The sequence below is a fragment of the Streptomyces sp. A1277 genome (assembly GCF_004795015.1).
In the GTDB taxonomy this organism is placed as follows: domain Bacteria; phylum Actinomycetota; class Actinomycetes; order Streptomycetales; family Streptomycetaceae; genus Streptomyces.
This window is the reverse complement of the sequence record NZ_SSBI01000002.1, coordinates 215,431-238,488: the sequence shown is the minus strand read 5'-3', so window position 1 is coordinate 238,488 and position 23,058 is coordinate 215,431. Positions and strand designations below refer to the sequence as shown.

The following is a 23,058-nucleotide window of genomic DNA, read 5'->3' as shown; positions in this document are numbered from 1 at the left end:
CCGTAAGCATCCCGGAGGGGCCGTGCACCTCGAATACACGCCGCAGCAGCAGGAGTTGCGCGCCGAACTGCGTGCGTACTTCGCCGCCCTGGTCCCCGACAACGCCTACGCCCGCTACGGGGACCCGGCCGCCCAGAAGCGCTTCTACCGGGACACGATCCGGCGCCTGGGCGCCGACGGCTGGCTCGGCGTCGGCTGGCCCACCGAGTACGGCGGCCGGGGCCTGTCGCCGACGGAGCAGTTCATCTTCTTCGACGAGGCGGCCCAGGCGGGCGTGCCGCTGCCGCTGATGGCCCTCAACACCGTCGGCCCGACGCTCATGCGGTTCGGCACCGACGAGCAGAAGGCCGCCTTCCTGCCCGGAATCCTCAAGGGCGAGACCGACTTCGCGATCGGCTACAGCGAACCCGGCGCGGGCACCGACCTCGCCGCCCTCAGGACCCGGGCCGTACGCGACGGCGACAGCTATGTCGTCAACGGGCAGAAGATCTGGACGACCAACGGCGACACCGCCGACTGGGTCTGGCTCGCCGCCCGCACCGACCCGGACGCCCCGGCCCACAAGGGCATCACCATGCTCCTCGTCCCGACCTCCGACCCCGGTTACTCCTGCACCCTGATCAACACCCTCGCCTCGCACGACACCACCGCCAGCTACTACGAGAACATCCGCGTCCCCGTCTCCCACCGGGTCGGCGAGGAGAACAAGGGCTGGCGGCTCATCACCAACCAGCTCAACCACGAACGCGTCACGCTCGCCGCCCACGGCACGATGGCCATCCGCGCCCTGCACGACGTCCGCCGCTGGGCCGCCGAGACCCGCCTCGGCGACGGCCGCCGCGTCATCGACCTCGGCTGGGTCCGCACCCGCCTCGCCCGCACCCACGCCCGGCTCGACGCGATGAAGCTCCTCAACTGGCAGATGGTCTCCGCAGTCCAGCACCAGACCCTGACCCCCCAGGACGCCTCCGCCGTCAAGGTCTACGGCTCCGAGGCGCGCCGCGACGCCTACGCCTGGCTCATGGAGGTCGTCGGCTCCGCGGGCCCCCTCAAGGAGGGCTCGGCCGGCGCCGTCCTGCACGGCGAACTCGAACGCGGCTACCGCTCCGCCGTCATCTTCACCTTCGGCGGCGGCAACAACGAGATCCAGCGCGAGATCATCTCCTGGGTCGGCCTCGGGATGCCGCGCGTACGGCGCTGAGAGATTCCAGGCGGGCCGGCTGGTCCGCGAGTGCGACCGGTTCCTGAGCGCCGGCCCTCAGGCGCGAGCCCGCCCCCGGCCTCAGTCCTCGCCCACCGCGGGCAGCGGTTCCCGGGCCTCGTGCCAGGCGGGCGGGAGCGCGGCGACACCCGTGCGGGCGGCGATCACCCCTCCCGCGATGGCGCACGTGGTGTCGATGTCGCCGCGTCCCGCCACGGTGAACCACAGGCCCTCCTGCAGATCGTCCAGGTGCCCCGCCGCACACCACAGGGCGAAGGGGACGGTGTCGGGCCCGGACATCCGGTAGCCGGAACCCAGGACCTCCGCGGCATGCCGGAGCGAGGTGCGGGCCGGCATCCGGGCCGCGACCCGCACTCCCGACCGGACATCGCTGTCGGGGAGCCGGGCGGCGACGGCCTGGAGGAAGTCCGCACGGGCCGGCGCCGGCCCGCCCCGGCTGCGCGTGGCCAGCGCCGCCGCGAGGGCGACCGCCACCGCGCCGGCGACCGCCTCCGGGTGGTGGTGCGAGACCTCGCTCTGGCGGGCGGCCTGCTCGGCGGCGGCATCGAGGTCGGCGGCGTGCCAGGCGCCGAGCGGGGCGACGCGCATCGCCGCGCCGTTGCCCCAGGAACCCATGCCTTCGAACTGCCCGGTCACCACATCCCGCCATGGCTCACCCGCGCCGATCCGGCGGAGCACGTCGTGCATCGAGGCGCCGTAGCCGCGGTGTGCGTCGGCGGCGTAGGCCCCGGCGAGGCGCCGGGCGAAGCGGTCCTGGTCGACGGTGCCGCCGCCCTCGACGAGTTCACGGACCAGCACGATCGCCTGGGCGGTGTCGTCGCTCCACTGCCACACCGGCTCCGGCGGCAGGACCCGTGCCTCCAGGGCCGCTGTGCCCTCGCGGCGCAGGATCCCGAACCACCGGTCACCGAAGGCGTCACCGAAGGCGAGCCCGGACAACGAATCCAGCGCGGGGACAGGCAGATCGGTCATCGGAGCAGTATGACAAGGCGGGGGCTTCGACGGGGCCGCCGGCTCCCGGTCAGCCCGTTCCGGTGCGCCGGGCGCAGGCCGCCGCACCGGCCGCGCCGAGGGACAGCAGGGCGCAGAGCAGCCAGACCGCGACGTACCCGGACTCACTCGCCGCCTCCGCCGCGTCGAAGACGGCGGCCTCCGTCTCCGGCGCGGGGGTCGCCAGGATGACGGCGATGACGGCCCAGGCGACCGCCCCGCCCAGGGCCTTGACGTCGTTGTACAGGGCCGAGGCGATGCCCGTGCGGGAGGGGGCGCCGGCCTCGGCGATCACCGTGGGCAGCGCGCCGAGCGCCACGCCCATGCCGATACAGGGGGCCGCTCTTCGCCGCCGAGATACCGGTCAGCAGCAGAAGCACGGCCAGGCTCAGCAGGCCCACGCCGGGCCAGTCGAGCCGGCCGCCCGGCGTCCTCGTGGACCCCACCTCGCCGAGCGCACCGGCCTCGGCCCCACGACCGTCCGCCGCCGCCTGGACCGCCTCGACGCCGACCAGGCGCTCTCCTACCGCTGCGAGGTGGCCCGGTCGCTCTCCGGCCGGCCCGTCTCCGTCTCCTACTGGGGCGCGGTGCCGCAGAGCCGGGCGCCCCAGCTCGCCAAGAGCATCAGCCAGATCCGCGAGATCCGGCTCTGCGCCTCGCTCACCGGACCCCGCAGCCTGCTCCTGGCTGCGCTCGGCCGACGACATCGGCACCCTCGAGTCCAGGCTCACCGCCCGCCACCCCGAGCTGACCGCGGCGGACCGGGCGATCACGCTCTGGCCGATGAAGCTCGCCGGCCACCTCCTCGACCCCCGGGGCCGCCACCTGCGGGCGGTCCCGCTGAGCAGCCGGCAGGACACCCGGTCGGACACCGCGGAGGCGTCCCTCCTCGCCCGGCTGCGGACACCGCCGGTGTGACGTCCGCGCCGCACGGGTGCCCCCGGGCGCACCCCCGGCCACACTGGGGGCGTCCGGCGGACCGCCCCCGGACCGCCGCCGAGCCGGAGGTACACGCACATGACGGAAGCCGACCCCGGGCTCTTCGGCCCCGCATCGGTCACCTGGCAGCTGCACGGTGACCCGATGATGTGGGTCGCCGGCGTGCGCGCCCTGTACCTCCAGGCGCTCCACCCGCTCGCGGTGCGCGGGGTGATGCAGAACTCCGACTTCCGCGAGGACGCCTGGGGCCGGCTCATGCGCACGGCGGACTTCGTCGGCACCATCACCTACGGCACCACGGACGCCGCCGAGAAGGCCGGGGCCCGGGTCCGCAGGATCCACCGGCTCCTCAAGGTCACCGACCCGGAGACCGGGCGGACGTACGGCGTCGACGACCCCGGCCTGCTGCTGTGGGTGCACTGCGCCGAGGCCGACTCCTACCTCCAGGTCCTGCGCCGCTCCGGCTACCCGCTCACCGCCCGGCAGGCCGACCAGTACATCGGCGAACACCGCCGCGGCGCGCGCCTCGTCGGCCTCGACCCGGACCGCGTACCCGCGACGACCGCGCAGCTGGCCGCCTACTTCGCACGCGTACGCCCGCAGCTCGCCCGGACGCCGGAAGCCCAGGACGTCGACAGCTTCCTGCGCAAGCCGCCCGTCCACCCCCTGCTCGTACCCGCACGGACCCTGTTGTGGCGGCGCGTCGCGACACTCGCCTACCAGTCGCTGCCGCCGTTCGCGCATGAGCTGTACGGCAGATCCGCGCCGCCGCCGGCCGCCGTGGACCGCCGCCTGCGGGCCACCGGCACGGTCCTGCGCGCCGTCCCCGCGCGCCTGCGCCGGCGGCTTCCGCCCGGTCACATCATGAACGCGATGGCGCGCCTGGGACCCGGCAGCCGCCCCACCCCGTACACACTGAAGAGGCAGGCAGCCATACTGGACGCTCCGGGGAGGGTGCGGCGGCGACAGCAGGCGGAATGACGGGGGCGGCAACGGGGATGGCGGAAACCAGGCTGATCCAGAGCCGGTACCGACTGCTCGACCTGATCGGGCGCGGCGGCATGGGCGAGGTGTGGCGCGCCCGCGACGAATCGCTGGGCCGCCAGGTCGCCGTCAAGTGCCTGAAGCCGATGAGCCCGCAGCACGACGAGGACTTCACCCGCATCGTCCGCGAACGCTTCCGCCGCGAGGCCCGCGTCGCCGCCGCCCTCCAGCACCGGGGCGTCACCGTCGTCCACGACTTCGGCGAGTACGAAGGCGTGCTCTACCTCGTGATGGAGCTCCTGGACGGCCGCAACCTGAGCCAGCTCCTGGAGGACAACGAGCAGCACCCGCTGCCGGTGGACGACATCGTCGACATCGCCGAACAGGTCGCCGACGCCCTCGGCTACACCCACCAGCAGGGCATCGTCCACCGCGACCTCAAGCCCGCCAACATCATGCGGCTGTCCGACGGGACGGTGAAGATCTGTGACTTCGGCATAGCCAGGCCCGGCCACGGCATCCCCATCACCTCCCGGCTCACCGGCGTCGGCGTCGCCATGGGCACCCCGCACTACATGTCGCCGGAGCAGATCAGCGGCGGCCAGGTCGACCACCGCAGCGACCTCTACTCGCTGGGCTGTGTGCTCTACGAGATCGCGACCGGGGCCCCGCCCTTCGACCTGGAGGACTCCTGGGGCATCCTCGTCGGCCACCGCGACACGCCACCGGAACCGCCGCGCTCCCACCGCGCCGAACTCCCCGGATTCTTCGACCGGGTGGTCCTGGACCTGCTCGCCAAGACCCCGGAGGAGCGGCCGGCCGACGCCCACGACCTGCGCCGCCGCATCGCCGTCGGCCGTACCGGCGAGCAGCCCTTCCTGGAGCCGACCGGCCAGGTGCCGCTCGCCCCGCCCGTCCCCGTCGCGTTCCCCGGCCCGCCCCACGCCGCACCGCGGCTGCCCGCATGGGCGGCGGCGATGACCGGCGGCCACAAGGCGACGGGTACGGCGGACCCCGCCCTGACGCCGCCCGACCGCTCGGCCGGCCTGACCTGCGCCTGGACCACCGGTACCGGCCCCGCGACGCCCCCTGCGCACGGCACCCTCGCCGGCCGCCACGAGCGGGAGACCGGGCCGAGCCGCAAGTCCCGGGCGCAGGACGCACTGCGTGAATTCGGCCGGATCGCCGAGGACCGCGAACGCACCCTGGGTCCCGACCACCCGGAGACCGTCGCCGCCCGGCAGCAGACGGCGTACGCGCTGGGCCGCCTCGGCCGCCACGCCGAGGCCCACGAACTGCACGTGGCCGTGCTCATGTCGCGGGAGCACGCGCTGGGCCCCGAACACCCCGACACCCTGCGCTGCCGCCACAACCTGGCCTTCAGCCTCAGCAGGCTGGGACACCTGGAGGACTCCTACCGCACGGCCCGCGACGTGGCGGCGGCCCGCGCCCGGGTGCTGGGGGCCGGCCACCCCGACACACTGGTCACCCTCTACGAGGTCGGTTACGCGCTGGGGCGCCTCGGCCGCTGGACGGAGGCCCTGCACACCTACCGGCAGGTCGCCGAGGCACGGACCCGGCTGCTGGGCGCCGACCACGCGGACACCCTCGCCACCCGCTACGAGGTCGGCATCAGCCTGGGGCGGCTCGGCCGCAGCGCCGACGCGCTGGAGCTGTACCGCGTGCTCGTCGCCGACCGCACCCGGGTCAACGGCCCGGACGACCCGGAGACCCTGCGAGCCCGCCACGGACTGGGCGTCAACCTCGGCCGGCTCGGGCGCTGGGAGGAGGCCCTGGCCGAGGCGCGGGCGGTGTGCGGGGCCCGCGAGCGCGTCCTGGGCGCCGACCACGCCGACACCCTCGTCAGCCGCCGCGAGGTCGCCGTCGCCCTCGGCTGGCTGGGCCGGTGGACACAGGCCCTGCACACCTACCGGCAGGTCGCCGACGCACGCACCCGGCTGCTGGGCCCCGGCCACCCCGACACGCTCGCCGGCCGCGACGACGAGGCGCACTGCCTCGAACAGCTCGGCCGCAGCCGCGAGGCGGCCGACCTGTACCGCGAGGTGGCGGCGCTCCGGCAGCGGAGCGGCCAGCCGCCGCCCCCGTGACCGGCACCGGGTCCGGCCGGGCCGCCGCCTCCGTGTTACCAAGGGGCATGACCGTACGGGACAGCTATGACGCGGTGATCGTGGGCGGCCACAACGGCCTGGTCGCGGCGGCCTATCTCGCCCGCGCCGGACAGACCGTCCTCCTCCTGGAGCGGCTCGCCACCACCGGGGGAGCGGCCGTCTCGACCCGCCCCTTCGCCGGCGTGGACGCCCGGCTCTCGCGCTACTCCTACGGAGCCGGTCGCCGACTGCCTGGCGCTCGACGCCTACGGCGAGCCGTGCATCGAGGCGAAGACCCCGCTGGACCTCGAACGGGACCTGCGGCTGCCCGGCGGCCACATCTTCCACCGCGACCTCTCCTTCCCGTACGCCACCGAGGGGACCGGCCGCTGGGGCGTGGAGACCGCGCACCCCAACGTCCTGCTGTGCCGGGCGGGCGCGGTGCGCGGCGGCGGGGTGAGCGGCGTCCCCGGCCACAACGCCGCGATGGCGGCGCTCGGCGGCTGAACCGGGCACGCCACGCGGGGCGGGCGGCCGGGCCCGTCCGCCCCGCGTACGCGGTGGTGCGCCGGTCAGTCGGCCGACGCGGCCCAGCCGTTCGCCTCGATGCGCCGTGCGTCCGAGGGCCGGGCCTCGTCGAAGACCGTCCGGTTGCCGTCCTCGACCCGGATGGCGTCCACGTACACCCCCCGGCCCACGTACAGCTGGTCCGTGGTGTAGCGCCACCTGAGCCGGACCCCGGCGCCGCGCCGGTCGCCGAGGGCGGCTTCGAGGCGGTGCCAGACCCGGCCCGACCAGCCGGAGAGTGAGCCCGCCGGATGCGGCTCGGGCTGCGGCCGACGGCCCTGCTCCGTGGGGGTGGTGGTGAACGGGACGGGCTGCCAGGTGGCCCCGGCGTCCGTCAACGCCTCCAGGAAGAGGAAGTCCGACGCGGGTTCGGTGTCCCACCACAGCGCGCAGCTCAGCCGGGCGCGCGAGGAGGTGAGCGCCAGGGACGGGAGCGCCAGGGTGGCGGTGGCGGCACTGGCCATCCCGGAGAACCAGGCCGTACGGCCCCGGGCCGGCCGGACCGCGACGGCCCGGGCCATCTGGTTGGCGGTGGCGACGCGCGGCGCGCTGCCGGAGCGCCAGTTGCGCACCGGGTGCACCGAGTTGCCGAGCACGATCAGGAACGAGTCCGTGCTCGGGTCCAGGACCAGGCTGGTGCCGGTGAAGCCGGTGTGGCCGGCCGTCCGCGGCGTCGCCATCGCGCCCATGTACCAGTGCTGGTAGAGCTCGAAGCCCAGGCCGTGCGCGTCACCGGGGAACGCCGTGTTGAAGTCGGTGAACAACAGGTCGACCGAGGCGGCCGAGAGGATGCGCGCCCGCCCGTAGACCCCGCCGTTGAGCAGGGTGCGGGCGAGGACCGCCAGGTCCCAGGCGCACGAGAACACCCCGGCGTGGCCGGCGACCCCGTCGAGGCTGTACGCGTTCTCGTCGTGCACCTCGCCCCAGACCAGGCCGCGGTCGAGACCGGACCAGGGGAGCCGGGCGTCCTCGGTCGCGGCGATCTTCGGCTTCCAGGAGGCGGGCGGGTTGTAGCGGGTGCGCTGCATACCGAGCGGAGCGGTGATCCGTTCGCGGAGCAGTACGTCCAGGGTCCGGCCGGTCAGCTTCTCCAGCACCAGCTGGAGCGAGATCAGGTTGAGGTCGGAGTAGAGGTAGACCGTGCCGGGCGGGTTCTCCGGCACCTCGTTCCACAGGAGCTCCAGCTTCCCTTCCCGGGTCGGCGCGCTGTAGAGCGGAATCCAGGCGGTGAACCCCGAGGTGTGCGTGAGCAGCTGACGGATCGTGATGTCCTGCTTGCCGCCGCCGGCGAAGTCCGGCAGATAGGAGGCGACCGTCGCCTCCAGCTCCAGCGTGCCGCGTTCGATCTGCTGCACGGCCAGGATCGAGGTGAACAGCTTCGACACCGACGCCAGGTCGAAGACCGTGTCCTCGGCCATGGGGATCTGCTGGTCCGCCGGGAACTCCACACCGGTGTCGGTCGTCTCGTCGTACGCCGCGTAGCGCACCGCCTTGCCGATCGGCCGGTGCAGTGCCACCGTCCCGCCCCGGCCCGCGAGCAGCACCGCCCCCGCGTACCACGGGTGTTTCGGTGAGGCGGCCAGATAGCGCTCCGCCTCCGTGACCAGCTGGTCGAGCGGTTCCGGCAGCAGGCCCGCACGGGCGGCGGAGCCGCGCCGCAGGGTCGGCCGCGCGCCGTGCCCCGGCCCGCTTTGCGCGCTCATGTCCGACGACCCCGCCCCCGACTCCGTGGCAGACGCCGTGCCCGCGAACGGGATGGGCGCCAGGGCGAGTGCTCCGCCCAGGGCCAGCATCCCACCCCCCAGCCGCCGCCGGCTGATGCCCCCGCCCGCCGTGTCCTCCGTCATCCACATCCCCTTCCCACTGCCTGAAAGTAACTTTCGAAATCTCTTCCGAGCGTGAAACTTCCTGCCGAGGCAGAGAGTACTGTCGGCGCCCGCCGTCCCGTAGGGGGTGGAGCCACAAAGAATCTGACGCAGCATCAGAAAATGTCTTCCCTCGACCGCCGGACTGCGGCATCCTGCCGCCCATGGAGACGGAGCTGAGCCAACAACTGGGGATCGAGCACGCCATCTTCGGCTTCACGCCGTTCCCCGCGGTGGCCGCGGCCATCACCCGGGCCGGCGGATTCGGCGTGCTCGGCGCGGTCCGCTACACCGCCCCCGCCGACCTCGCACGCGACCTCGACTGGATGCAGGAACACACAGACGGCAAGCCCTACGGCCTCGACGTCGTCATGCCCGCCAAGAAGGTGGAGGGCGTGAGCGAGGCCGATGTGGAGGCGATGATCCCGCCCGGCCACCGGCAGTTCGTCCGAGAGGCCCTGGCCAAGCACGGTGTGCCCGCCCTCGCCGAGGGGGAGCCCTCCGGCTGGCGCATCACGGGCTGGATGGAGGAAGTCGCCCGCAACCAGCTCGACGTGGCCTTCGACTACCCCATCAGACTCCTCGCCAACGCGCTGGGCTCCCCGCCCGCCGACGTCGTCGCCCGCGCCCACGACCGCGGCGTCCGCGTCGCCGCACTCGCCGGAAGCGCCCGGCACGCCCGCCACCACGCGGACGCCGGCATCGACATCGTCGTCGCCCAGGGCTACGAGGCGGGCGGCCACACCGGCGAGATCGCCTCCATGGTCCTCGTTCCGGACGTGGTGGACGCGGTCGGACCGCTCCCGGTCCTCGCGGCCGGCGGCATCGGCAGCGGCGAGCAGATCGCCGCCGGGCTGGCCCTCGGCGCCCAGGGCGTCTGGCTCGGCTCGCTCTGGCTCACCACCGAGGAGGCCGACCTGCACTCCCGGGCACTGACCGCCAAGCTCCTCGCCGCCGGCTCCGGCGACACCGTCCGCTCCCGGGCCCTGACGGGCAAACCCGCGCGCCAGCTGCGTACCGAGTGGACCGACGCCTGGGACGACCCGGCCGGGCCCGGCACCCTGCCCATGCCCCTCCAGGGCCTCCTGGTCGCCGACGCCCTCTCCCGCATCCAGAAGTACGAGACACCGGCCCTGCTCGGCACCCCTGTCGGCCAGATCGTCGGCCGGATGAACACCGAACGCCCGGTACAGGCCGTCTTCGACGACCTGACCCGCGGCTTCGAACGGGCCGTGGACCGGATCAACCGCATCGCCGGACGGAGCGCCTCATGAACCAGCCGCCCAACGGCTTCTGGGCCCAGGCCACCGCCGACCCAGGCCGCACCGTCCTGACCGCACCCGACGGCGAGAGCTGGACGGCGGGCCGGCTGCACGCCGAGGCCAACCGCCTGGTCCACGGACTGCGCGCGGCCGGCCTGGCGGAGGGGGACGCCTTCGCCGTGGTGCTGCCCAACGGCGTCGAGTTCTTCACCGCCTACCTCGCCGCCACCCAGGCGGGCTTCTACCTCGTCCCCGTCAACCACCACCTCGTCGGCCCCGAGATCGCCTGGATCGTCGCCGACTCCGGCGCCAAGGTGCTCATCGCCCACGAACGCTTCGCCGAGGCCGCGACCGCCGCCGCCGACGAGGCGAAACTGCCCGCGAGCCACCGCTACGGCGTCGGCACCGTCGACGGATTCCGCCCGTACGCCGAACTACTGGCCGACCGGCCCGCATCACCCCCGCGGGACCGCACGCTCGGCTGGGTCATGAACTACACCTCCGGCACCACCGGCCGCCCGCGCGGCATCCGCAGGCCGCTGCCCGGCAGGCTGCCCGAGGAGAGCCACCTCGGCGGATTCCTCGGCATCTTCGGCATCAAACCCTTCGACGGCAACGTCCACCTGGTCTGCTCACCGCTCTACCACACCGCCGTCCTCCAGTTCGCCGGAGCCGCGCTGCACATCGGCCACCCCCTCGTCCTGATGGACAAGTGGACGCCCGAGGGGATGCTGCGCGCGATGGACGCCCACCGCTGCACCCACACCCACATGGTCCCCACCCAGTTCCACCGCCTCCTCGCCCTGCCCGAAGAGGTCCGCGCCCGGTACGACGTCACGGCGATGCGGCACGCCATCCACGGCGCCGCCCCCTGCCCCGACCACGTCAAACGGGCGATGATCGACTGGTGGGGCCGGTGCGTCGAGGAGTACTACGCGGCCAGCGAGGGCGGCGGCGCCTTCGCCACCGCCGAGGACTGGCTGAAGAAACCCGGAACCGTCGGCCGGGCCTGGCCGATCAGCGAACTCGCGGTCTTCGACGACGACGGCAACCGCCTCGGCCCGGGCGAACTCGGCACCGTCTACATGAAGATGAGCACCGGCGGCTTCAGCTACCACAAGGACGAGGGCAAGACGAGGAAGAACCGCATCGGCGACTTCTTCACCGTCGGCGACCTCGGCCTCCTGGACGAGGACGGCTACCTCTTCCTCCGCGACCGCAAGATCGACATGATCATCTCGGGCGGCGTCAACATCTACCCCGCCGAGATCGAGAGCGCCCTGCTGACCCACCCCGCCGTCGCCGACGCAGCCGTCTTCGGCATCCCGCACCCCGACTGGGGCGAGCAGGTCCGGGCCGTGGTCGAGGCCGCCGAGGGGTACGAGGCGGACGACGCGCTCGCCGACGAGATCCTCGGCCACTGCGCCGGCCTGCTCGCCGGGTACAAGCGCCCCAAGAGCCTCGGCTTCATCACCACCATGCCGCGCGACCCCAACGGCAAGCTCTACAAACGCCGGCTGCGCGCACCGTACTGGGAGGGCCACGGCTGACACCCACGGGGCCCGCCGGCAGCGACGATGGGATCAAGACCCTTGACCGACGGGCCCCGGCCGCACAGGATCACGCCATGACCGGTGTACGCAGCAGCACAGTCGACGGCCTCGTGACCCGCAGCGCGCGGCGCGCCCCCGAGCGCACCGCCCTGCGGTACGCCGGACGGACCTGGACCTACCGCGAGCTCGACGAGGCCGTCACCACCGCGGCTGCGGCCCTGACCGAGGGCCACCGGCTGCGCCCGGGGGACCGGGTCGCCTCCTACGCCCACAACTCCGACGCGTACCTGATCGCCTTCCTCGCCTGCGCCCGGGCCGGGCTCGTCCATGTGCCGGTCAACCAGAACCTCACCGGCGACGACCTGGCGTACATCCTCGGCCAGTCCGGCAGCTCCCTGGTCCTCACCGACCCGGACCTGGCCGCCCGGGTCCCCGAGGGGTTCGCCGTACGGCGACTGCGCGACGACGAGGGCTCCCTGCTGGCCGAACTCGGCACCCCGCGCCCCTTCACCCCCGCACACGAGCCGACCGCGGACGACCTGGTCCAGCTGCTCTACACCTCCGGGACCACCGCGCTCCCCAAGGGCGCGATGATGACGCACGGCGCCCTCGTCCACGAGTACGTCAGCGCGATCACCGCCCTCGACCTGCGCGCCGGCGACCGGCCCGTGCACGCGCTGCCGCTCTACCACTCGGCGCAGATGCACGTGTTCCTGCTGCCGTACCTCGCGGTGGGGGCCGAGAACACGATCCTCGACGCGCCGGACGCGGGCCGGATCTTCGACCTGGTGGAGTCCGGGCGGGCCGACAGCCTGTTCGCCCCGCCCACCGTGTGGATCGCCCTCGCCAACCACCCCGAATGCGCGGCCCGCGACCTCGGCGGCCTGCGCAAGGCGTACTACGGGGCGTCGATCATGCCCGTCCCCGTGCTGGAACGGCTCCGCGACCGGCTGCCGGGCCTTGCCTTCTACAACTGCTTCGGCCAGAGCGAGATCGGCCCGCTGGCCACCGTCCTGGGGCCGGACGAGCACGAGGGCCGGATGGACTCCTGCGGCCGGCCCGTCCTCTTCGTGGAGGCCAAGGTGGTCGACGAGGACGGCAAGGACGTCCCCGACGGCACCGCCGGCGAGGTGGTCTACCGCTCGCCCCAGCTGTGCAGCGGCTACTGGGACAAGCCCGAGGAGAGCGCCGAGGCGTTCCGCGACGGCTGGTTCCACTCCGGCGACCTCGCCGTCCGGGACGCGGAGGGCTACTTCACCGTGGTCGACCGGGTGAAGGACGTCATCAACTCCGGCGGCGTCCTCGTCGCCTCCCGCCAGGTCGAGGACGCCCTCTACACCCACCCCGCCGTCGCCGAGACGGCCGTCGTCGGGCTGCCCGACGAGCGCTGGATCGAGGCGGTCACCGCCGTCGTCGTCCTGCGGGAGGCGGCGACCGAGGACGAGCTGATCGCGCACGCCCGCGAGCGGCTCGCCCACTTCAAGGCCCCGAAGCGGGTCCTGTTCGTGGACGGCCTCCCGCGCAACGCCAGCGGCAAGATCCTCAAGCGGGAGCTGCGCGACCGCTTCGCCTGACGGCTGTGCGGCCGCGTGTCACCGGACGCGGCCGACGCCGACGTGGAAGGTGTCGATGATCTCCCGGCCCTCCGGCGCGGGGGTGCCGTGGTGCCACTGCGGGGCGGTCACCAGGCCCGGATCGACCAGGTCGAGCCCGTCGAAGAAGCGGGCCACCTCCGCACGGTCACGGGGCCGCAGCGTGATGCCGCTCGACCGGTAGCGGTCGAGCGCCTCCTGGTCGGTGGTGATGAAGTCCTGGGTGAAGTGGGAGAGCACCAGGCAGCTGCCGGCGGGCAGCGCGTCCACCAGGGTGCGCGTGATGCCGTACGGGTCCTCCTCGTCGGCCAGGAAGTGCATCAGGGCGATGAGCGAGAGCGCCACGGGCCGGTCGAAGTCGAGCACCGTACGGGCGTGGGCGAGGATCTTCTCCGGCTCGCGCACATCGGCGTCCAGGTATTCGGTGACGCCCTCGGGGGAGCTGACGAGCAGCGCCTCCGCATGCCTCAGGACGATCGGGTCGTTGTCCGTGTAGACGATCCGGGCCGCCGGGTTGACCTCCTGGACGACCTGGTGGAGGTTCGGCCGGGTCGGGATGCCGGTCCCGATGTCGAGGAACTGGTCGATGCCCGCCCGCGCGGCCCAGCCGGCCGCACGCTGCATGAACGCCCGGTTCTGCGCGACCCCCGCCTTCGCCAGCTCCGGCATCTGCTCGCCCAGTTCCTGGTCGACGGGGTAGTGGTCCTTGCCGCCGAGGAGGTAGTCGTAGACGCGGGCCGGGTGCGGCCTGCTGGTGTCGATCGGTGTCCTGTCCGGGCCTGCCGTCATGGTGTGCTCCCAAGTTCTTCGACGGGAGAACACGGGCCCTCCCTCGCGGACAGCGATCACTCCGGCCCATCTTGCCACAGCAACTCCGGTGGCCAGCAGAGGAGTTGGCGTCAGCTATCCCCGCTCGTCCACGATCCTCCGGAACTTGCCGACCGACCGCTCCAGCGTCTCCGGGTCGAGGATCTCGACGCCCACCGACACCCCGATCCCGTCCTTGACCGCCGCCGCGACCGAGGCCGCGGCCGCCGCCCGCTGCTCGGGCGTGGCCCCCGGCCGGGCCTCCGCCCGCACCGTCAGCACATCGAGCCGGCCCTCGCGGGTCAGCCGCAGCTGGAAGTGCGGCGACACCCCCGGCGTCCGCAGCACGATCTCCTCGATCTGGGTCGGAAAGAGATTGACCCCGCGCAGGATCACCAGATCGTCGCTGCGGCCCGTGACCTTCTCCATGCGCCGGAAGACCCGGGCGGTACCGGGCAGCAGCCGGGTCAGGTCCCGCGTCCGGTACCGGATCACCGGCATGGCCTCCTTGGTGAGCGAGGTGAACACCAGCTCGCCCTTCTCCCCTTCGGGCAGCACCTCGCCGGTGAACGGGTCGACCACCTCCGGATAGAAGTGGTCCTCCCAGATGTGCAGCCCGTCCTTCGTCTCCACGCACTCCTGCGCCACGCCCGGCCCCATCACCTCCGACAGCCCGTAGATGTCGACCGCGTCGATCGCGAACCGCTCCTCGATCTCGCGCCGCATCTCCTGCGTCCACGGCTCGGCCCCGAAGATCCCCGCCTTCAGCGAGGTCGTCCGGGGGTCGACGCCCTGACGCTCGAACTCGTCCAGGATGGTCAGCATGTACGAGGGCGTCACCATGATGACGTCGGGCCGGAAGTCCTGGATCAGCCGCACCTGGCGGGCCGTCATGCCGCCCGAAGCGGGGACGACCGTGCAGCCGAGCCGCTCCGCCCCGTAGTGGGCCCCGAGCCCGCCGGTGAACAGCCCGTACCCGTACGCCACATGGATCTTGTGCCCGGGGCGCCCGCCCGCCGCCCGGATGGAACGGGCCACCACGTCCGCCCAGGTCTCCAGGTCCTTCGCGGTGTAGCCGACGACCGTCGGGCGGCCCGTCGTCCCGCTGGAGGCGTGGATGCGGCGCACCCGGTCCTCGGGCACCGCGAACATCCCGAACGGATAGTTGTCCCGCAGGTCGGCCTTGGTGGTGAACGGGAACCGGGCCAGATCGGCGAGCGAGCGGCAGTCCTCCGGGCGCAGCCCGGCCCGGTCGAACGCCGCCCGGTAGTGACCGACGTTCTCGTACGCGTGCCGCAGCGTGGCCCGCAGCCGTTCCAGCTGGAGCGCCTCCAGCTCGGCGCGGCCCATCCGTTCCGCCGCGTCCAGCAGAGCCGTCATGCGGGCCTCCCTCGTTGCGTGCGCGCCGTGCGGACGACCGATCATTCGGTCGCCTCCTCCGGAGCAGTAATTCAGGATCTTCCGTCCCCTGGCAAGAGGGGCGACGCATCTCGCCCGCCCACCCGGATACGCCCGTACCGAACACGGCTGCATCACCCGTACGACCCTGTTTGGATGGGTCCATGCCGACCTTCCACACGTACGACGGGACCGAGCTGGCCTACCACACCAAAGGCGAGGGCACACCGCTGATCTGCCTGCCCGGCGGCGCCATGCGGGCGAGCGCCTACCTCGGCAGCCTCGGCGGACTCGCCGCCCGGCGGCAGCTGGTCCTGCTGGACCTGCGGGGGACCGGACACTCCGCCGCGCCCGAGGACCCGGCCACCTACCGCTGCGACCGGCTCGTCGGCGACGTCGAGGCACTGCGCGCCCACCTCGGCCCGGACCGCGTGGACCTGCTCGCCCACTCCGCGGCCGGCGACCTCGCCGCGCTCTACGCCGCCCGCCACCCCGACCGGCTGCGCAACCTCGTCCTCGTCACCCCCACCACCCGGGCCGCCGGCCTGCCCTTCGTCGAACGCGAGGCCCGCGAGGCGGCTGCGCTGCGCGGCGCGGAACCCTGGTACGCGGACGCGCTCGCGGCCCTGGAGGAGATCTGGGCGGGACGGATGACGGACGAACTCCGATCCAGGTCCCGGCCGTTCATGTACGGGCGCTGGGACGCGGCCGCGCAGGAGCACGCCGCCGCCTCGCCCGCGCAGATCAACGCCGAGGCGGCCGTGCGGTACGCCGGGGAAGGTGCCTTCGACCCGGCCGCGACGGTACCCGCCCTGCGCCGGCTCCAGGCGCCGGTGCTCGTCCTTGCCGGTGAGTACGACCACCTCATCACGCCCGACCGGGCCGCCGAACTGGCCGCGCTCTTCCCGCACGCGGAGTTCGCCGTGCAGCGCGGCGCCGCGCACTTCCCGTGGGTGGACGACCCGGGGGCGTTCGTCCGCACGGTCGCGGCCTTCCTCGACCCGGAGGTCCACAGCGTCCGGGTCGGCGGGACACGCCTCGCCTACCGGGTGTGGGGCGACCCGGCGGCTCCGCCGGTCGTCCTGGCCCACGGCCGGTGCGGCGACAGCACCACCTGGACCCGCATCGCGGCCGGGCTGGCCGCCACCCACCGGGTGTACGCCTTCGACTTCCGCGGCCACGGACTCAGCGACTGGACCGGCCGCTACTCCTTCGAGCTGTTCCGCGACGACCTGCACGGCTTCCTGGAGGCCCGCAACCTCGCCGGCGCCACCGTCGTCGGGCACTCCATGGGCGGCGCCGCGGCCTACCTCCTGGCCGAGCGGCAGCCCGGACTGATCGGCCGCCTGGTCATCGAGGAGGCGCCGCCGCCCTTCCCGCTCGACCCGCCGCGCCCCGTGCCCGCACGGCCCGCTGGGGAGCTGGACTTCGACTGGCCGGTCGTGCCGTCCATCGACGCCCAGCTGAACGACCCCGATCCGGCGGGCCGTGAACTCCTCGGTGAGATCAGCGTCCCCACCCTCATCATCGGCGGCGGCCCGAGGAGCCAGGTCGCGCAGGAGGACCTGGCCTGGATGTCCGGCCGCATCCCCGGCGCCGAACTCGTCACCATCGACGCGGGCCATCTCGTACACGCCGAACGACCGGAGGAGTTCCTGGCGGCCCTCCGGTCGTTCGGTGTCTGATCAATGAGCTGACGTCACGTCAGTCCCGGTGCAGCAGGGCCACCATCACCTCGTGCAGCGTCGCCTCGGCGTCCTCGACGCCCGACTCCGCGCGCCAGGCGACGAAGCCGTCGGGGCGCACCAGGACCGCACCGTCCGGGTGCGTCCCGTGCGCCTCGGCCCAGTCCGCCCCGTCCTCAGGCGACAGGTCCCCGCCCGGCCCGGTACCGATCCCGAACGCGTCCAGCCGCACCCCCAGCCGGTCACCGACCCGCGCCGCGGCCCGCCGCCACACCGCGTCCGCGCCATCGGTGAGCAGCACGAACGAGCGCTCGTACAGATCGAGGGTCGAGATCCGCTCGCCCGCCCGCCGTACCCACAGGTGCGGCGCCCTGCTGCCCGGGTCACCCGCCAGCCGCATCCCCTCGGGGACCACCGGCTGCTCGGGGGAGACACCCAGCACCGCGCCCCGCACGTAGCGGTAGCCCAGCGCCACGTTCAGCATCCCGCCCCGCTTGCCGCCGCCCACCGAGGGCGGCGGCGCGTAGCCGGGGTGGCTGTGCTCCTCTGACCGGGCCGAGGCCCGCTCACTGGTCGCCCGCGCCACCGGCAGCCGCTCCTGCCCGTACGTCTCCAGCAGACCCCGGCCCGCCTCGCCGCGCAGTACGGCGGCCAGCTTCCACGCCAGGTTGTGCGCGTCCTGGATACCCGTGTTGGAGCCGAACGCCCCGGTCGGCGACATCTCGTGCGCCGAGTCACCGGCCAGGAACACCCGGCCCCGCGAGTACCGCTCGGCGACCCGCTCCGCCGCGTGCCACGGCGCCTTGCCGGTGATCTCCACATCGATGTCCGGGGAGCCCACGGCGGTGCGGATGTGGGCGGCGCACCGCTCGTCCGTGAAGTCCTCCAGCGTCTCGCCGCGCTCGGGCTGCCACGGGGCGTGGAAGACCCACTCCCGCTCGTTGTCCACCGGCAGCAGCGCCCCTTCCGCCTCCGGGTTGGTCAGGTAGCACACGATGAAGCGCCGGTCGCCCAGCACCTCGGCCAGAGCGCGCGAACGGAAGGTGATGCTCACGTTGTGGAACAGGTCGCCGGCCCCCGAACGGCCGATGCGCAACTGCTCACGGACCGGGCTGCGCGGCCCGTCCGCCGCGATCAGGTAGTCCGCCCGCACGGTAGTGTGCTCGCCCGTCTCGCGATTCTTCAGCGCCGCCGAGACACCCGAGGCGTCCGGGTCGAACGACATCAGCTCGGTGGAGAACCGCAGGTCACCGCCCTGCTCCCGGGCCCGGTCCAGCAGGACGGGCTCCAGGTCGTTCTGGCTGCACAGACACCAGCCCGTCGGACTGAAGCGCGCCAGCGCCCCGCCCGGGTCGATTTCCCGGAACAGCCACTCCTGGTCGTCCCCGGTCAGCGAGCCGGCCTGGAGGATCCCGTGGTTCTCGGCCAGCACCGACGCGGCCGCCCGGATCCCCGGCTCCACGCCCGCCCTGCGGAACACCTCCATCGTGCGGACGTTGTTGCCGCGGCCGCGCGGATGGGTCGAGGTGGCGGAGTGCTTCTCGACCAGCAGGTGCTCGACGCCGAGCCGACCGAGGAAGAGGGACGCGGACAGGCCCACCAGCGAGCCGCCCACGATGAGGACCGGTACATGGAGGTCGACGTTCTCGTTCATGAGTTGCTCCAGCTCCGACGCCGTACAGATGCACTGTCCATGCCCGCGTCGGGGCCGTGCCGGAGCGCTTGGGGCCCCTGCTCACCTGAACGGTTCATAAATCTCGCGTCGGGCGGACCAGCGTTTCACGATCGGTCACGGAGACGACGCCCTCGGTTCGGGGCGGGCCGTGCGCGATCGCCGGGAGACTCCCCGTTCCGATTCCCCTCGGCAGCCGACGGCTCCCCCCGGTCCGGCCGGCTCTCCCCGCGTCTTTGCCTCTCAGCGTCGAAGGAGTTCGCAAGATGACCACCACCCTTTCGGAACGGATCTCCCAGTCCGCCTTCGACGGATCCAGACTGCGCGTCGTGCTGCTGCTGGACCTGCACGACGGCGCGCAGACGCAGTTCCTGGAGGCGTACGAGCACATGCGCAACCAGGTCGCCTCGATCCCCGGACACATCAGCGACCAGCTGTGCCAGTCCATCGAGAACCCCTCCCAGTGGCTGATCACCAGCGAGTGGGAGAGCGCGCCGCCCTTCCTCGCCTGGGTGAACAGCGAGGAGCACGTCGCCACCGTGCAGCCCCTGCACAGCTGCGTACGCGACACCCGTTCGCTGCGCTTCAGCGTCCTGCGCGAGACCGGCAAGGGCTTCGAGACCGTGCCCGACCCGCTCAAGGGCGGCCTCCAGACCTCTCCGCGCCTCGGCGACGGCGTCGTACGCCACGCGCTCACCTTCACGGTGAAGCCGGGCACCGAGGACATCGTCGCCGGGCTCCTCGCCGACTACGAGTCGCCCCGCTCGCGCGTCGACGACCACACCCGGTTGCGCCGCACTTCGCTGTTCATGCACGGCAACCGGGTGGTGCGCGCCGTCGAGGTCGAGGGCGACCTCATGGCCGCGCTGCGCCACGTCTCCCGGCAGCCCGAGATCCGCGCCGTCGAGGAGGCCATCAACCCCTACCTCGAACAGGACCGGGACCTCGCCGACCCCGACTCCGCCCGGATGTTCTTCACCCGTGCGGCCCTGCCCACCGTCCACCACGTCTCGGCCGGCCGCCACGCCCCAGAGGAGCTGCGCCGGCACGCGGTGTTCTACCAGGCCAAGGAGGGCTGCGGGATGGCTCTGGCCCGGCTGCTGGCCGGCCACGACGAGGAGGCCGCCGACGACACCGGCAGCCCCATCGACAGCAGCACCATCTTCCAGCGCGACGACGTCGTGGTCCGCCTCCTGGAGGCGAGCGGCCCGCTCGACGCGCAGCCCGCCCAGGCGCTCGGCATCCACGGCCCCGACAAGGCGGCCAGGCTGGCCCGCCTCCTGGACGGGGAAGCGAACGTCGTGCCGGCCACCGACCAGGACGCCGCACGCTTCCTCGCCCGGTCCGAGATGCGGCTGATCACCGACCGGCGGGCCGCGGATTCCTGAACCGCGCTCCGGCACCCGGGGGGTTCTCGCCCGACCCGTCACCACAACGCGCCCTGCGCCCAGGAGGAAAGCAGTCATGACCACGCACCGGCCACGCATCGTGGACCTCAGTGAGACCCAGCCCAACCGCAGGCGCGGAGGCGACCTGCGCGCACTGCTCACCCCGACCGCGGTGGGCGCCACCAGCGGCTTCATGGGGCTGGCCATCGTCGAGCCCGGCGACCGCATCGGCGAGCACTACCACCCGTACTCGGAGGAGTTCGTCTACGTCGTGCAGGGGCTCCTGGAGGTCGACCTGGACGGGGAGACGCACGCGATGCGCCCCGACCAGGGGCTGCTGATCCCGCCGCACGTGCGCCACCGCTTCCGCAACGTGGGCGGCACCGAGGCGCGCATGGTCTTCCACCTCGGCCCGCTCGCCCCCCGCCCGGAACTCGGCCACGTCGACACCGAGGTGACCGAGACCGCCGAGCGCGGCGCGCCGCCAGAACGAACCGAGGCCGCCTCATGACCCGGCGCGTGGCGGTCACCGGAGTCGGCGTCGTCGCCCCGGGCGGCATCGGTGCCCCGGCCTTCTGGGACCTCCTCTCCAACGGCCGCACCGCGACCCGGGGCATCACCCTCTTCGACCCGGCGGGCTTCCGCTCCCGGATCGCCGCCGAGTGCGACTTCGACCCGGCCGCCCACGGACTGGACGACGAGGACACCGCCCGCGCGGACCGGTACGTCCAGTTCGCGATGGTCGCCGCCCGCGAGGCGCTGGCCGACGCCGGTCTCGACACCGAGCGGACCGACCCCTGGCGGATGGGCGTATCCCTGGGTACGGCGGTCGGCGGGACCACCCGGCTGGAGCACGACTACGTCGCCGTCAGCGAGAGCGGGGCGCGCTGGGACGTCGACCACCGCAGGGCCGGCCACCACCTGGAACGCGCCTTCTCGCCCAGCTCACTGGCCTCGGCCGTGGCCGAGCAGGTCGGCGCGCACGGCCCCGTGCAGACCGTCTCGACCGGCTGCACCTCCGGTCTCGACGCCATCGGCTACGCCTTCCACTCCATCGAGGAGGGGCGGGTCGACGTCTGCGTCGCGGGCGCGTCCGACTCGCCGATCACCCCGATCACCGTGGCCTGCTTCGACGCGATCAAGGCGACCTCCCCCAACAACGAGGACCCGGAGCACGCCTCCCGGCCCTTCGACGCGCGCCGCGACGGCTTCGTGATGGGCGAGGGCGGGGCCGTCCTCGTCCTGGAGGAGCTGGAGCACGCCCGGGCCCGCGGGGCGACGGTCTACTGCGAGATCGCGGGCTACGCGACCTTCGGCAACGCGTACCACATGACCGGGCTGACCCCCGAGGGCCTGGAGATGGCCGAGGCCATCAACCGCGCGCTCGGCCACGCCCGGATCGCCCCGCAGGACATCGACTACGTCAACGCGCACGGCTCGGGCACCAAGCAGAACGACCGGCACGAGACCGCCGCGGTGAAGCGGGCGCTCGGCGCGCACGCCCAGAAGGTGCCGATGAGCTCCATCAAGTCGATGGTGGGCCACTCCCTCGGCGCGATCGGGGCGATAGAGATCGCCGCCTGCGTCCTGGCCCTGGTCAACCAGACGGTGCCGCCGACGGCGAACTACGAGTCGCCGGACCCCGAGTGCGACCTCGACTACGTCCCGCGCACCGCCCGCCCCCTGAAGCTGCGCAGCGTCCTGTCGGTCGGCAGCGGATTCGGCGGCTTCCAGTCCGCGGTGGCCCTGACCCGAACCGGTGGGAGGACACCATGAGCACCCGAAAGGCCAGGCGCACCGTCGTCACCGGCATCGGCGTCGTCGCCCCCAACGGCACGAGCACCGAAGCCTTCTGGAAGCGGACGCAGGAGGGCATGAGCGTCCTGGACCGGGTCACCCGCCAAGGGTGCGAGGACCTGCCGCTGCACATCGCGGGCGAGGTCCGCGGCTTCGACCCGGTCGCGCTCATCGAGGAGCGCTACCTCGTCCAGACCGACCGGTTCACGCACTTCGCGATGGCCGCCGCCGACATGGCCCTGGACGACGCCCGGCTCGGCCGCGCCGACTACGAGGACCAGCCGTTCAACGTGGGCGTGGTCACCGCGGCCGGCTCCGGCGGCGGGGAGTTCGGCCAGCGAGAACTGCAACGGCTGTGGGGCCAGGGCTCCACCTACGTCGGCCCGTACCAGTCGATCGCCTGGTTCTACGCGGCGAGCACCGGGCAGATCTCCATCCGCGGCGGCTTCAAGGGGCCGTGCGCGGTGGTGGCCAGCGACGAGGCCGGCGGCCTCGACGCGCTGGCACACGCCGACCGGTCCGTGCGGCGCGGCACCGACGCCGTGGTGGTGGGCGCGGCGGAGGCCCCGCTCGCGCCCTACTCCGTGGTCTGCCAGCTCGGCTACCGCGACCTGAGCGCCTGCGAGGACCCGACGCGCGCCTACCGCCCGTTCACCTCGGACGCCTGCGGATTCGTGCCCGCCGAGGGCGGCGCGATGTTCGTGGTCGAGGAGGAGGAGTCGGCCCGCGAGCGCGGCGCCCGGATCAGGGCCGAGATCGCGGGCCACGCCGCCACCTTCACCACCGCCGCGCACTGGGAGCAGTCCCGTGAGGGCCTCGCCCACGCCATCGAGGGCGCGCTGCGGGAAGCCGGCTGCGCCCCCGAGGAGGTCGACGTGGTCTTCGCGGACGCGCTCGGCTCACCGGCCGCCGACCGGGCCGAGGCGCTGGCCCTGGCCGACGCGCTCGGCCCGCACAGCAGGCGCGTCCCGGTGACCGCGCCCAAGACCGGCACCGGCCGCGCCTATTGCGGGGCCCCCGTCCTGGACGCGGCGGCCGCCGTCCTGTCCATGGAGAACGGCCTCGTCCCGCCCACCCCCAACGTCTTCGAGGTCTGCCACGACCTCGACGTCGTCACCGGGCGGGCCCGCCCCGCCGAACTGCGCACGGCGCTCGTGCTCAGCCGCGGCCTCATGGGATCGAACGCGGCGATGGTGCTGCGGCGCCCCGCGTGAGCCCCACCCACCCTC

General features: G+C 73.3%; 18 protein-coding genes and 1 pseudogene. 13 read left to right on the top strand and 6 right to left on the bottom strand.

The genetic code is table 11. The features are described from left to right. The first annotated feature begins 22 nt into the window (after positions 1–22). Positions 23–1,201: an acyl-CoA dehydrogenase family protein gene (locus E6R18_RS02480; protein ID WP_136315142.1), complete on the top strand. Its 1,179-nt coding sequence runs from the start codon at positions 23–25 to the stop codon at positions 1,199–1,201. A gap of 81 nt (positions 1,202–1,282) precedes the next feature. Here the strand turns inward: E6R18_RS02480 and E6R18_RS02475 are convergent, their stop codons facing one another. Both E6R18_RS02475 and E6R18_RS02470 read right to left on the bottom strand, forming a co-directional pair. Continuing rightward, positions 1,283–2,194 (bottom strand): ADP-ribosylglycohydrolase family protein, encoded by a 912-nt coding sequence (locus E6R18_RS02475; RefSeq protein ID WP_136315141.1) that lies wholly within the window; start codon positions 2,192–2,194, stop codon positions 1,283–1,285. A 49-nt stretch (positions 2,195–2,243) separates the two neighbouring features. Further along, positions 2,244–2,537: a hypothetical protein gene (locus tag E6R18_RS02470; RefSeq protein ID WP_240799571.1), complete on the bottom strand. Its 294-nt coding sequence runs from the start codon at positions 2,535–2,537 to the stop codon at positions 2,244–2,246. A gap of 458 nt (positions 2,538–2,995) precedes the next feature. On the opposite strand from E6R18_RS02470, the gene E6R18_RS35220 reads away from it, so the two are divergent. From E6R18_RS35220 to E6R18_RS33935, 4 genes and pseudogenes are all read left to right on the top strand, one after another. Further along, positions 2,996–3,130: a hypothetical protein gene (locus E6R18_RS35220; RefSeq protein ID WP_276607249.1), complete on the top strand. Its 135-nt coding sequence runs from the start codon at positions 2,996–2,998 to the stop codon at positions 3,128–3,130. Positions 3,131–3,229: 99 nt separating this feature from the next. Next, positions 3,230–4,132 carry an oxygenase MpaB family protein gene (locus E6R18_RS02460; RefSeq protein ID WP_136315140.1) on the top strand — a complete coding sequence of 301 codons (903 nt, stop codon included), beginning with the start codon at positions 3,230–3,232 and terminating at the stop codon, positions 4,130–4,132. A gap of 17 nt (positions 4,133–4,149) precedes the next feature. Next, on the top strand, positions 4,150–6,243 hold the full coding sequence (locus tag E6R18_RS02455; protein ID WP_136315139.1) for a serine/threonine-protein kinase: 2,094 nt from the start codon (positions 4,150–4,152) through the stop codon (positions 6,241–6,243). Between the two features lie 234 nt (positions 6,244–6,477). Further along, a pseudogene (locus E6R18_RS33935) lies at positions 6,478–6,750 on the top strand (FAD-dependent oxidoreductase); the annotation flags it as partial. A 65-nt stretch (positions 6,751–6,815) separates the two neighbouring features. Here the strand turns inward: E6R18_RS33935 and E6R18_RS02445 are convergent. Then, positions 6,816–8,657, bottom strand: a complete 1,842-nt coding sequence (locus E6R18_RS02445) for a serine hydrolase domain-containing protein (RefSeq protein ID WP_136315137.1) — start codon at positions 8,655–8,657, stop codon at positions 6,816–6,818. A 182-nt stretch (positions 8,658–8,839) separates the two neighbouring features. Here E6R18_RS02445 and E6R18_RS02440 point away from each other — a divergent pair, with 182 nt between their 5' ends. From E6R18_RS02440 to E6R18_RS02430, 3 genes are all read left to right on the top strand, one after another. Beyond that, the gene (locus E6R18_RS02440) at positions 8,840–9,949 is read left to right on the top strand and encodes a nitronate monooxygenase family protein (protein WP_136315136.1); all 1,110 of its coding nucleotides are present in this window, start codon (positions 8,840–8,842) and stop codon (positions 9,947–9,949) included. Further along, entirely contained in the window at positions 9,946–11,487 is a 1,542-nt protein-coding gene (locus E6R18_RS02435; RefSeq protein WP_136315135.1) for an acyl-CoA synthetase, read from the top strand. The genes E6R18_RS02440 and E6R18_RS02435 overlap by 4 nt, the downstream gene beginning before the upstream one ends. A 77-nt stretch (positions 11,488–11,564) precedes the next feature. Further along, positions 11,565–13,064, top strand: a complete 1,500-nt coding sequence (locus E6R18_RS02430; RefSeq protein ID WP_136315134.1) for an acyl-CoA synthetase — start codon at positions 11,565–11,567, stop codon at positions 13,062–13,064. Positions 13,065–13,082: 18 nt separating this feature from the next. Here the strand turns inward: E6R18_RS02430 and E6R18_RS02425 are convergent, their stop codons facing one another. Further along, positions 13,083–13,871 (bottom strand): SAM-dependent methyltransferase, encoded by a 789-nt coding sequence (locus tag E6R18_RS02425; protein ID WP_136315133.1) that lies wholly within the window; start codon positions 13,869–13,871, stop codon positions 13,083–13,085. 114 nt (positions 13,872–13,985) lie between these two features. Next, positions 13,986–15,269, bottom strand: a complete 1,284-nt coding sequence (paaK, locus tag E6R18_RS02420; protein ID WP_136315132.1) for a phenylacetate--CoA ligase PaaK — start codon at positions 15,267–15,269, stop codon at positions 13,986–13,988. A 182-nt stretch (positions 15,270–15,451) separates the two neighbouring features. On the opposite strand from paaK, the gene E6R18_RS02415 reads away from it, so the two are divergent. Then, entirely contained in the window at positions 15,452–16,972 is a 1,521-nt protein-coding gene (locus E6R18_RS02415; protein ID WP_136315131.1) for an alpha/beta hydrolase, read from the top strand. A gap of 19 nt (positions 16,973–16,991) precedes the next feature. On the opposite strand, the gene E6R18_RS02410 is transcribed toward E6R18_RS02415, so the two are convergent. Further along, the gene (locus E6R18_RS02410; RefSeq protein ID WP_136315130.1) at positions 16,992–18,626 is read right to left on the bottom strand and encodes an FAD-dependent monooxygenase; all 1,635 of its coding nucleotides are present in this window, start codon (positions 18,624–18,626) and stop codon (positions 16,992–16,994) included. Between the two features lie 284 nt (positions 18,627–18,910). Between E6R18_RS02410 and E6R18_RS02405 the strand changes: the two genes are divergently transcribed. The 4 genes from E6R18_RS02405 (at position 18,911) to E6R18_RS02390 (ending at position 23,043) form a co-directional block, all read left to right on the top strand. Next, complete coding sequence (locus E6R18_RS02405; RefSeq protein ID WP_136315129.1) at positions 18,911–20,032, top strand: SchA/CurD-like domain-containing protein; 1,122 nt, start codon at positions 18,911–18,913, stop codon at positions 20,030–20,032. Positions 20,033–20,108: 76 nt separating this feature from the next. Beyond that, on the top strand, positions 20,109–20,543 hold the full coding sequence (locus tag E6R18_RS02400; RefSeq protein ID WP_136315128.1) for a cupin domain-containing protein: 435 nt from the start codon (positions 20,109–20,111) through the stop codon (positions 20,541–20,543). Further along, the gene (locus tag E6R18_RS02395; RefSeq protein ID WP_136315127.1) at positions 20,540–21,808 is read left to right on the top strand and encodes a beta-ketoacyl-[acyl-carrier-protein] synthase family protein; all 1,269 of its coding nucleotides are present in this window, start codon (positions 20,540–20,542) and stop codon (positions 21,806–21,808) included. The genes E6R18_RS02400 and E6R18_RS02395 overlap by 4 nt, the downstream gene beginning before the upstream one ends. Continuing rightward, positions 21,805–23,043, top strand: a complete 1,239-nt coding sequence (locus E6R18_RS02390; RefSeq protein ID WP_136315126.1) for a ketosynthase chain-length factor — start codon at positions 21,805–21,807, stop codon at positions 23,041–23,043. Before E6R18_RS02395 ends, E6R18_RS02390 begins: the two co-directional genes overlap by 4 nt. Positions 23,044–23,058: the final 15 nt, after the last annotated feature.

Coding starts and splice junctions, on each gene's coding strand:
- E6R18_RS02415 (WP_136315131.1), top strand. CDS start 15,452: ATGCCGACCTTCCACACGTACGACGGGACCGAGCTGGCCTACCACACC.
- E6R18_RS02475 (WP_136315141.1), bottom strand. CDS start 2,194: ATGACCGATCTGCCTGTCCCCGCGCTGGATTCGTTGTCCGGGCTCGCC.
- E6R18_RS02445 (WP_136315137.1), bottom strand. CDS start 8,657: ATGACGGAGGACACGGCGGGCGGGGGCATCAGCCGGCGGCGGCTGGGG.
- paaK (WP_136315132.1), bottom strand. CDS start 15,269: ATGACGGCTCTGCTGGACGCGGCGGAACGGATGGGCCGCGCCGAGCTG.
- E6R18_RS02425 (WP_136315133.1), bottom strand. CDS start 13,871: ATGACGGCAGGCCCGGACAGGACACCGATCGACACCAGCAGGCCGCAC.
- E6R18_RS02460 (WP_136315140.1), top strand. CDS start 3,230: ATGACGGAAGCCGACCCCGGGCTCTTCGGCCCCGCATCGGTCACCTGG.
- E6R18_RS02435 (WP_136315135.1), top strand. CDS start 9,946: ATGAACCAGCCGCCCAACGGCTTCTGGGCCCAGGCCACCGCCGACCCA.
- E6R18_RS02455 (WP_136315139.1), top strand. CDS start 4,150: ATGGCGGAAACCAGGCTGATCCAGAGCCGGTACCGACTGCTCGACCTG.
- E6R18_RS02400 (WP_136315128.1), top strand. CDS start 20,109: ATGACCACGCACCGGCCACGCATCGTGGACCTCAGTGAGACCCAGCCC.
- E6R18_RS02440 (WP_136315136.1), top strand. CDS start 8,840: ATGGAGACGGAGCTGAGCCAACAACTGGGGATCGAGCACGCCATCTTC.
- E6R18_RS35220 (WP_276607249.1), top strand. CDS start 2,996: ATGAAGCTCGCCGGCCACCTCCTCGACCCCCGGGGCCGCCACCTGCGG.
- E6R18_RS02430 (WP_136315134.1), top strand. CDS start 11,565: ATGACCGGTGTACGCAGCAGCACAGTCGACGGCCTCGTGACCCGCAGC.
- E6R18_RS02470 (WP_240799571.1), bottom strand. CDS start 2,537: ATGGGCGTGGCGCTCGGCGCGCTGCCCACGGTGATCGCCGAGGCCGGC.
- E6R18_RS02410 (WP_136315130.1), bottom strand. CDS start 18,626: ATGAACGAGAACGTCGACCTCCATGTACCGGTCCTCATCGTGGGCGGC.
- E6R18_RS02390 (WP_136315126.1), top strand. CDS start 21,805: ATGAGCACCCGAAAGGCCAGGCGCACCGTCGTCACCGGCATCGGCGTC.
- E6R18_RS02395 (WP_136315127.1), top strand. CDS start 20,540: ATGACCCGGCGCGTGGCGGTCACCGGAGTCGGCGTCGTCGCCCCGGGC.
- E6R18_RS02405 (WP_136315129.1), top strand. CDS start 18,911: ATGACCACCACCCTTTCGGAACGGATCTCCCAGTCCGCCTTCGACGGA.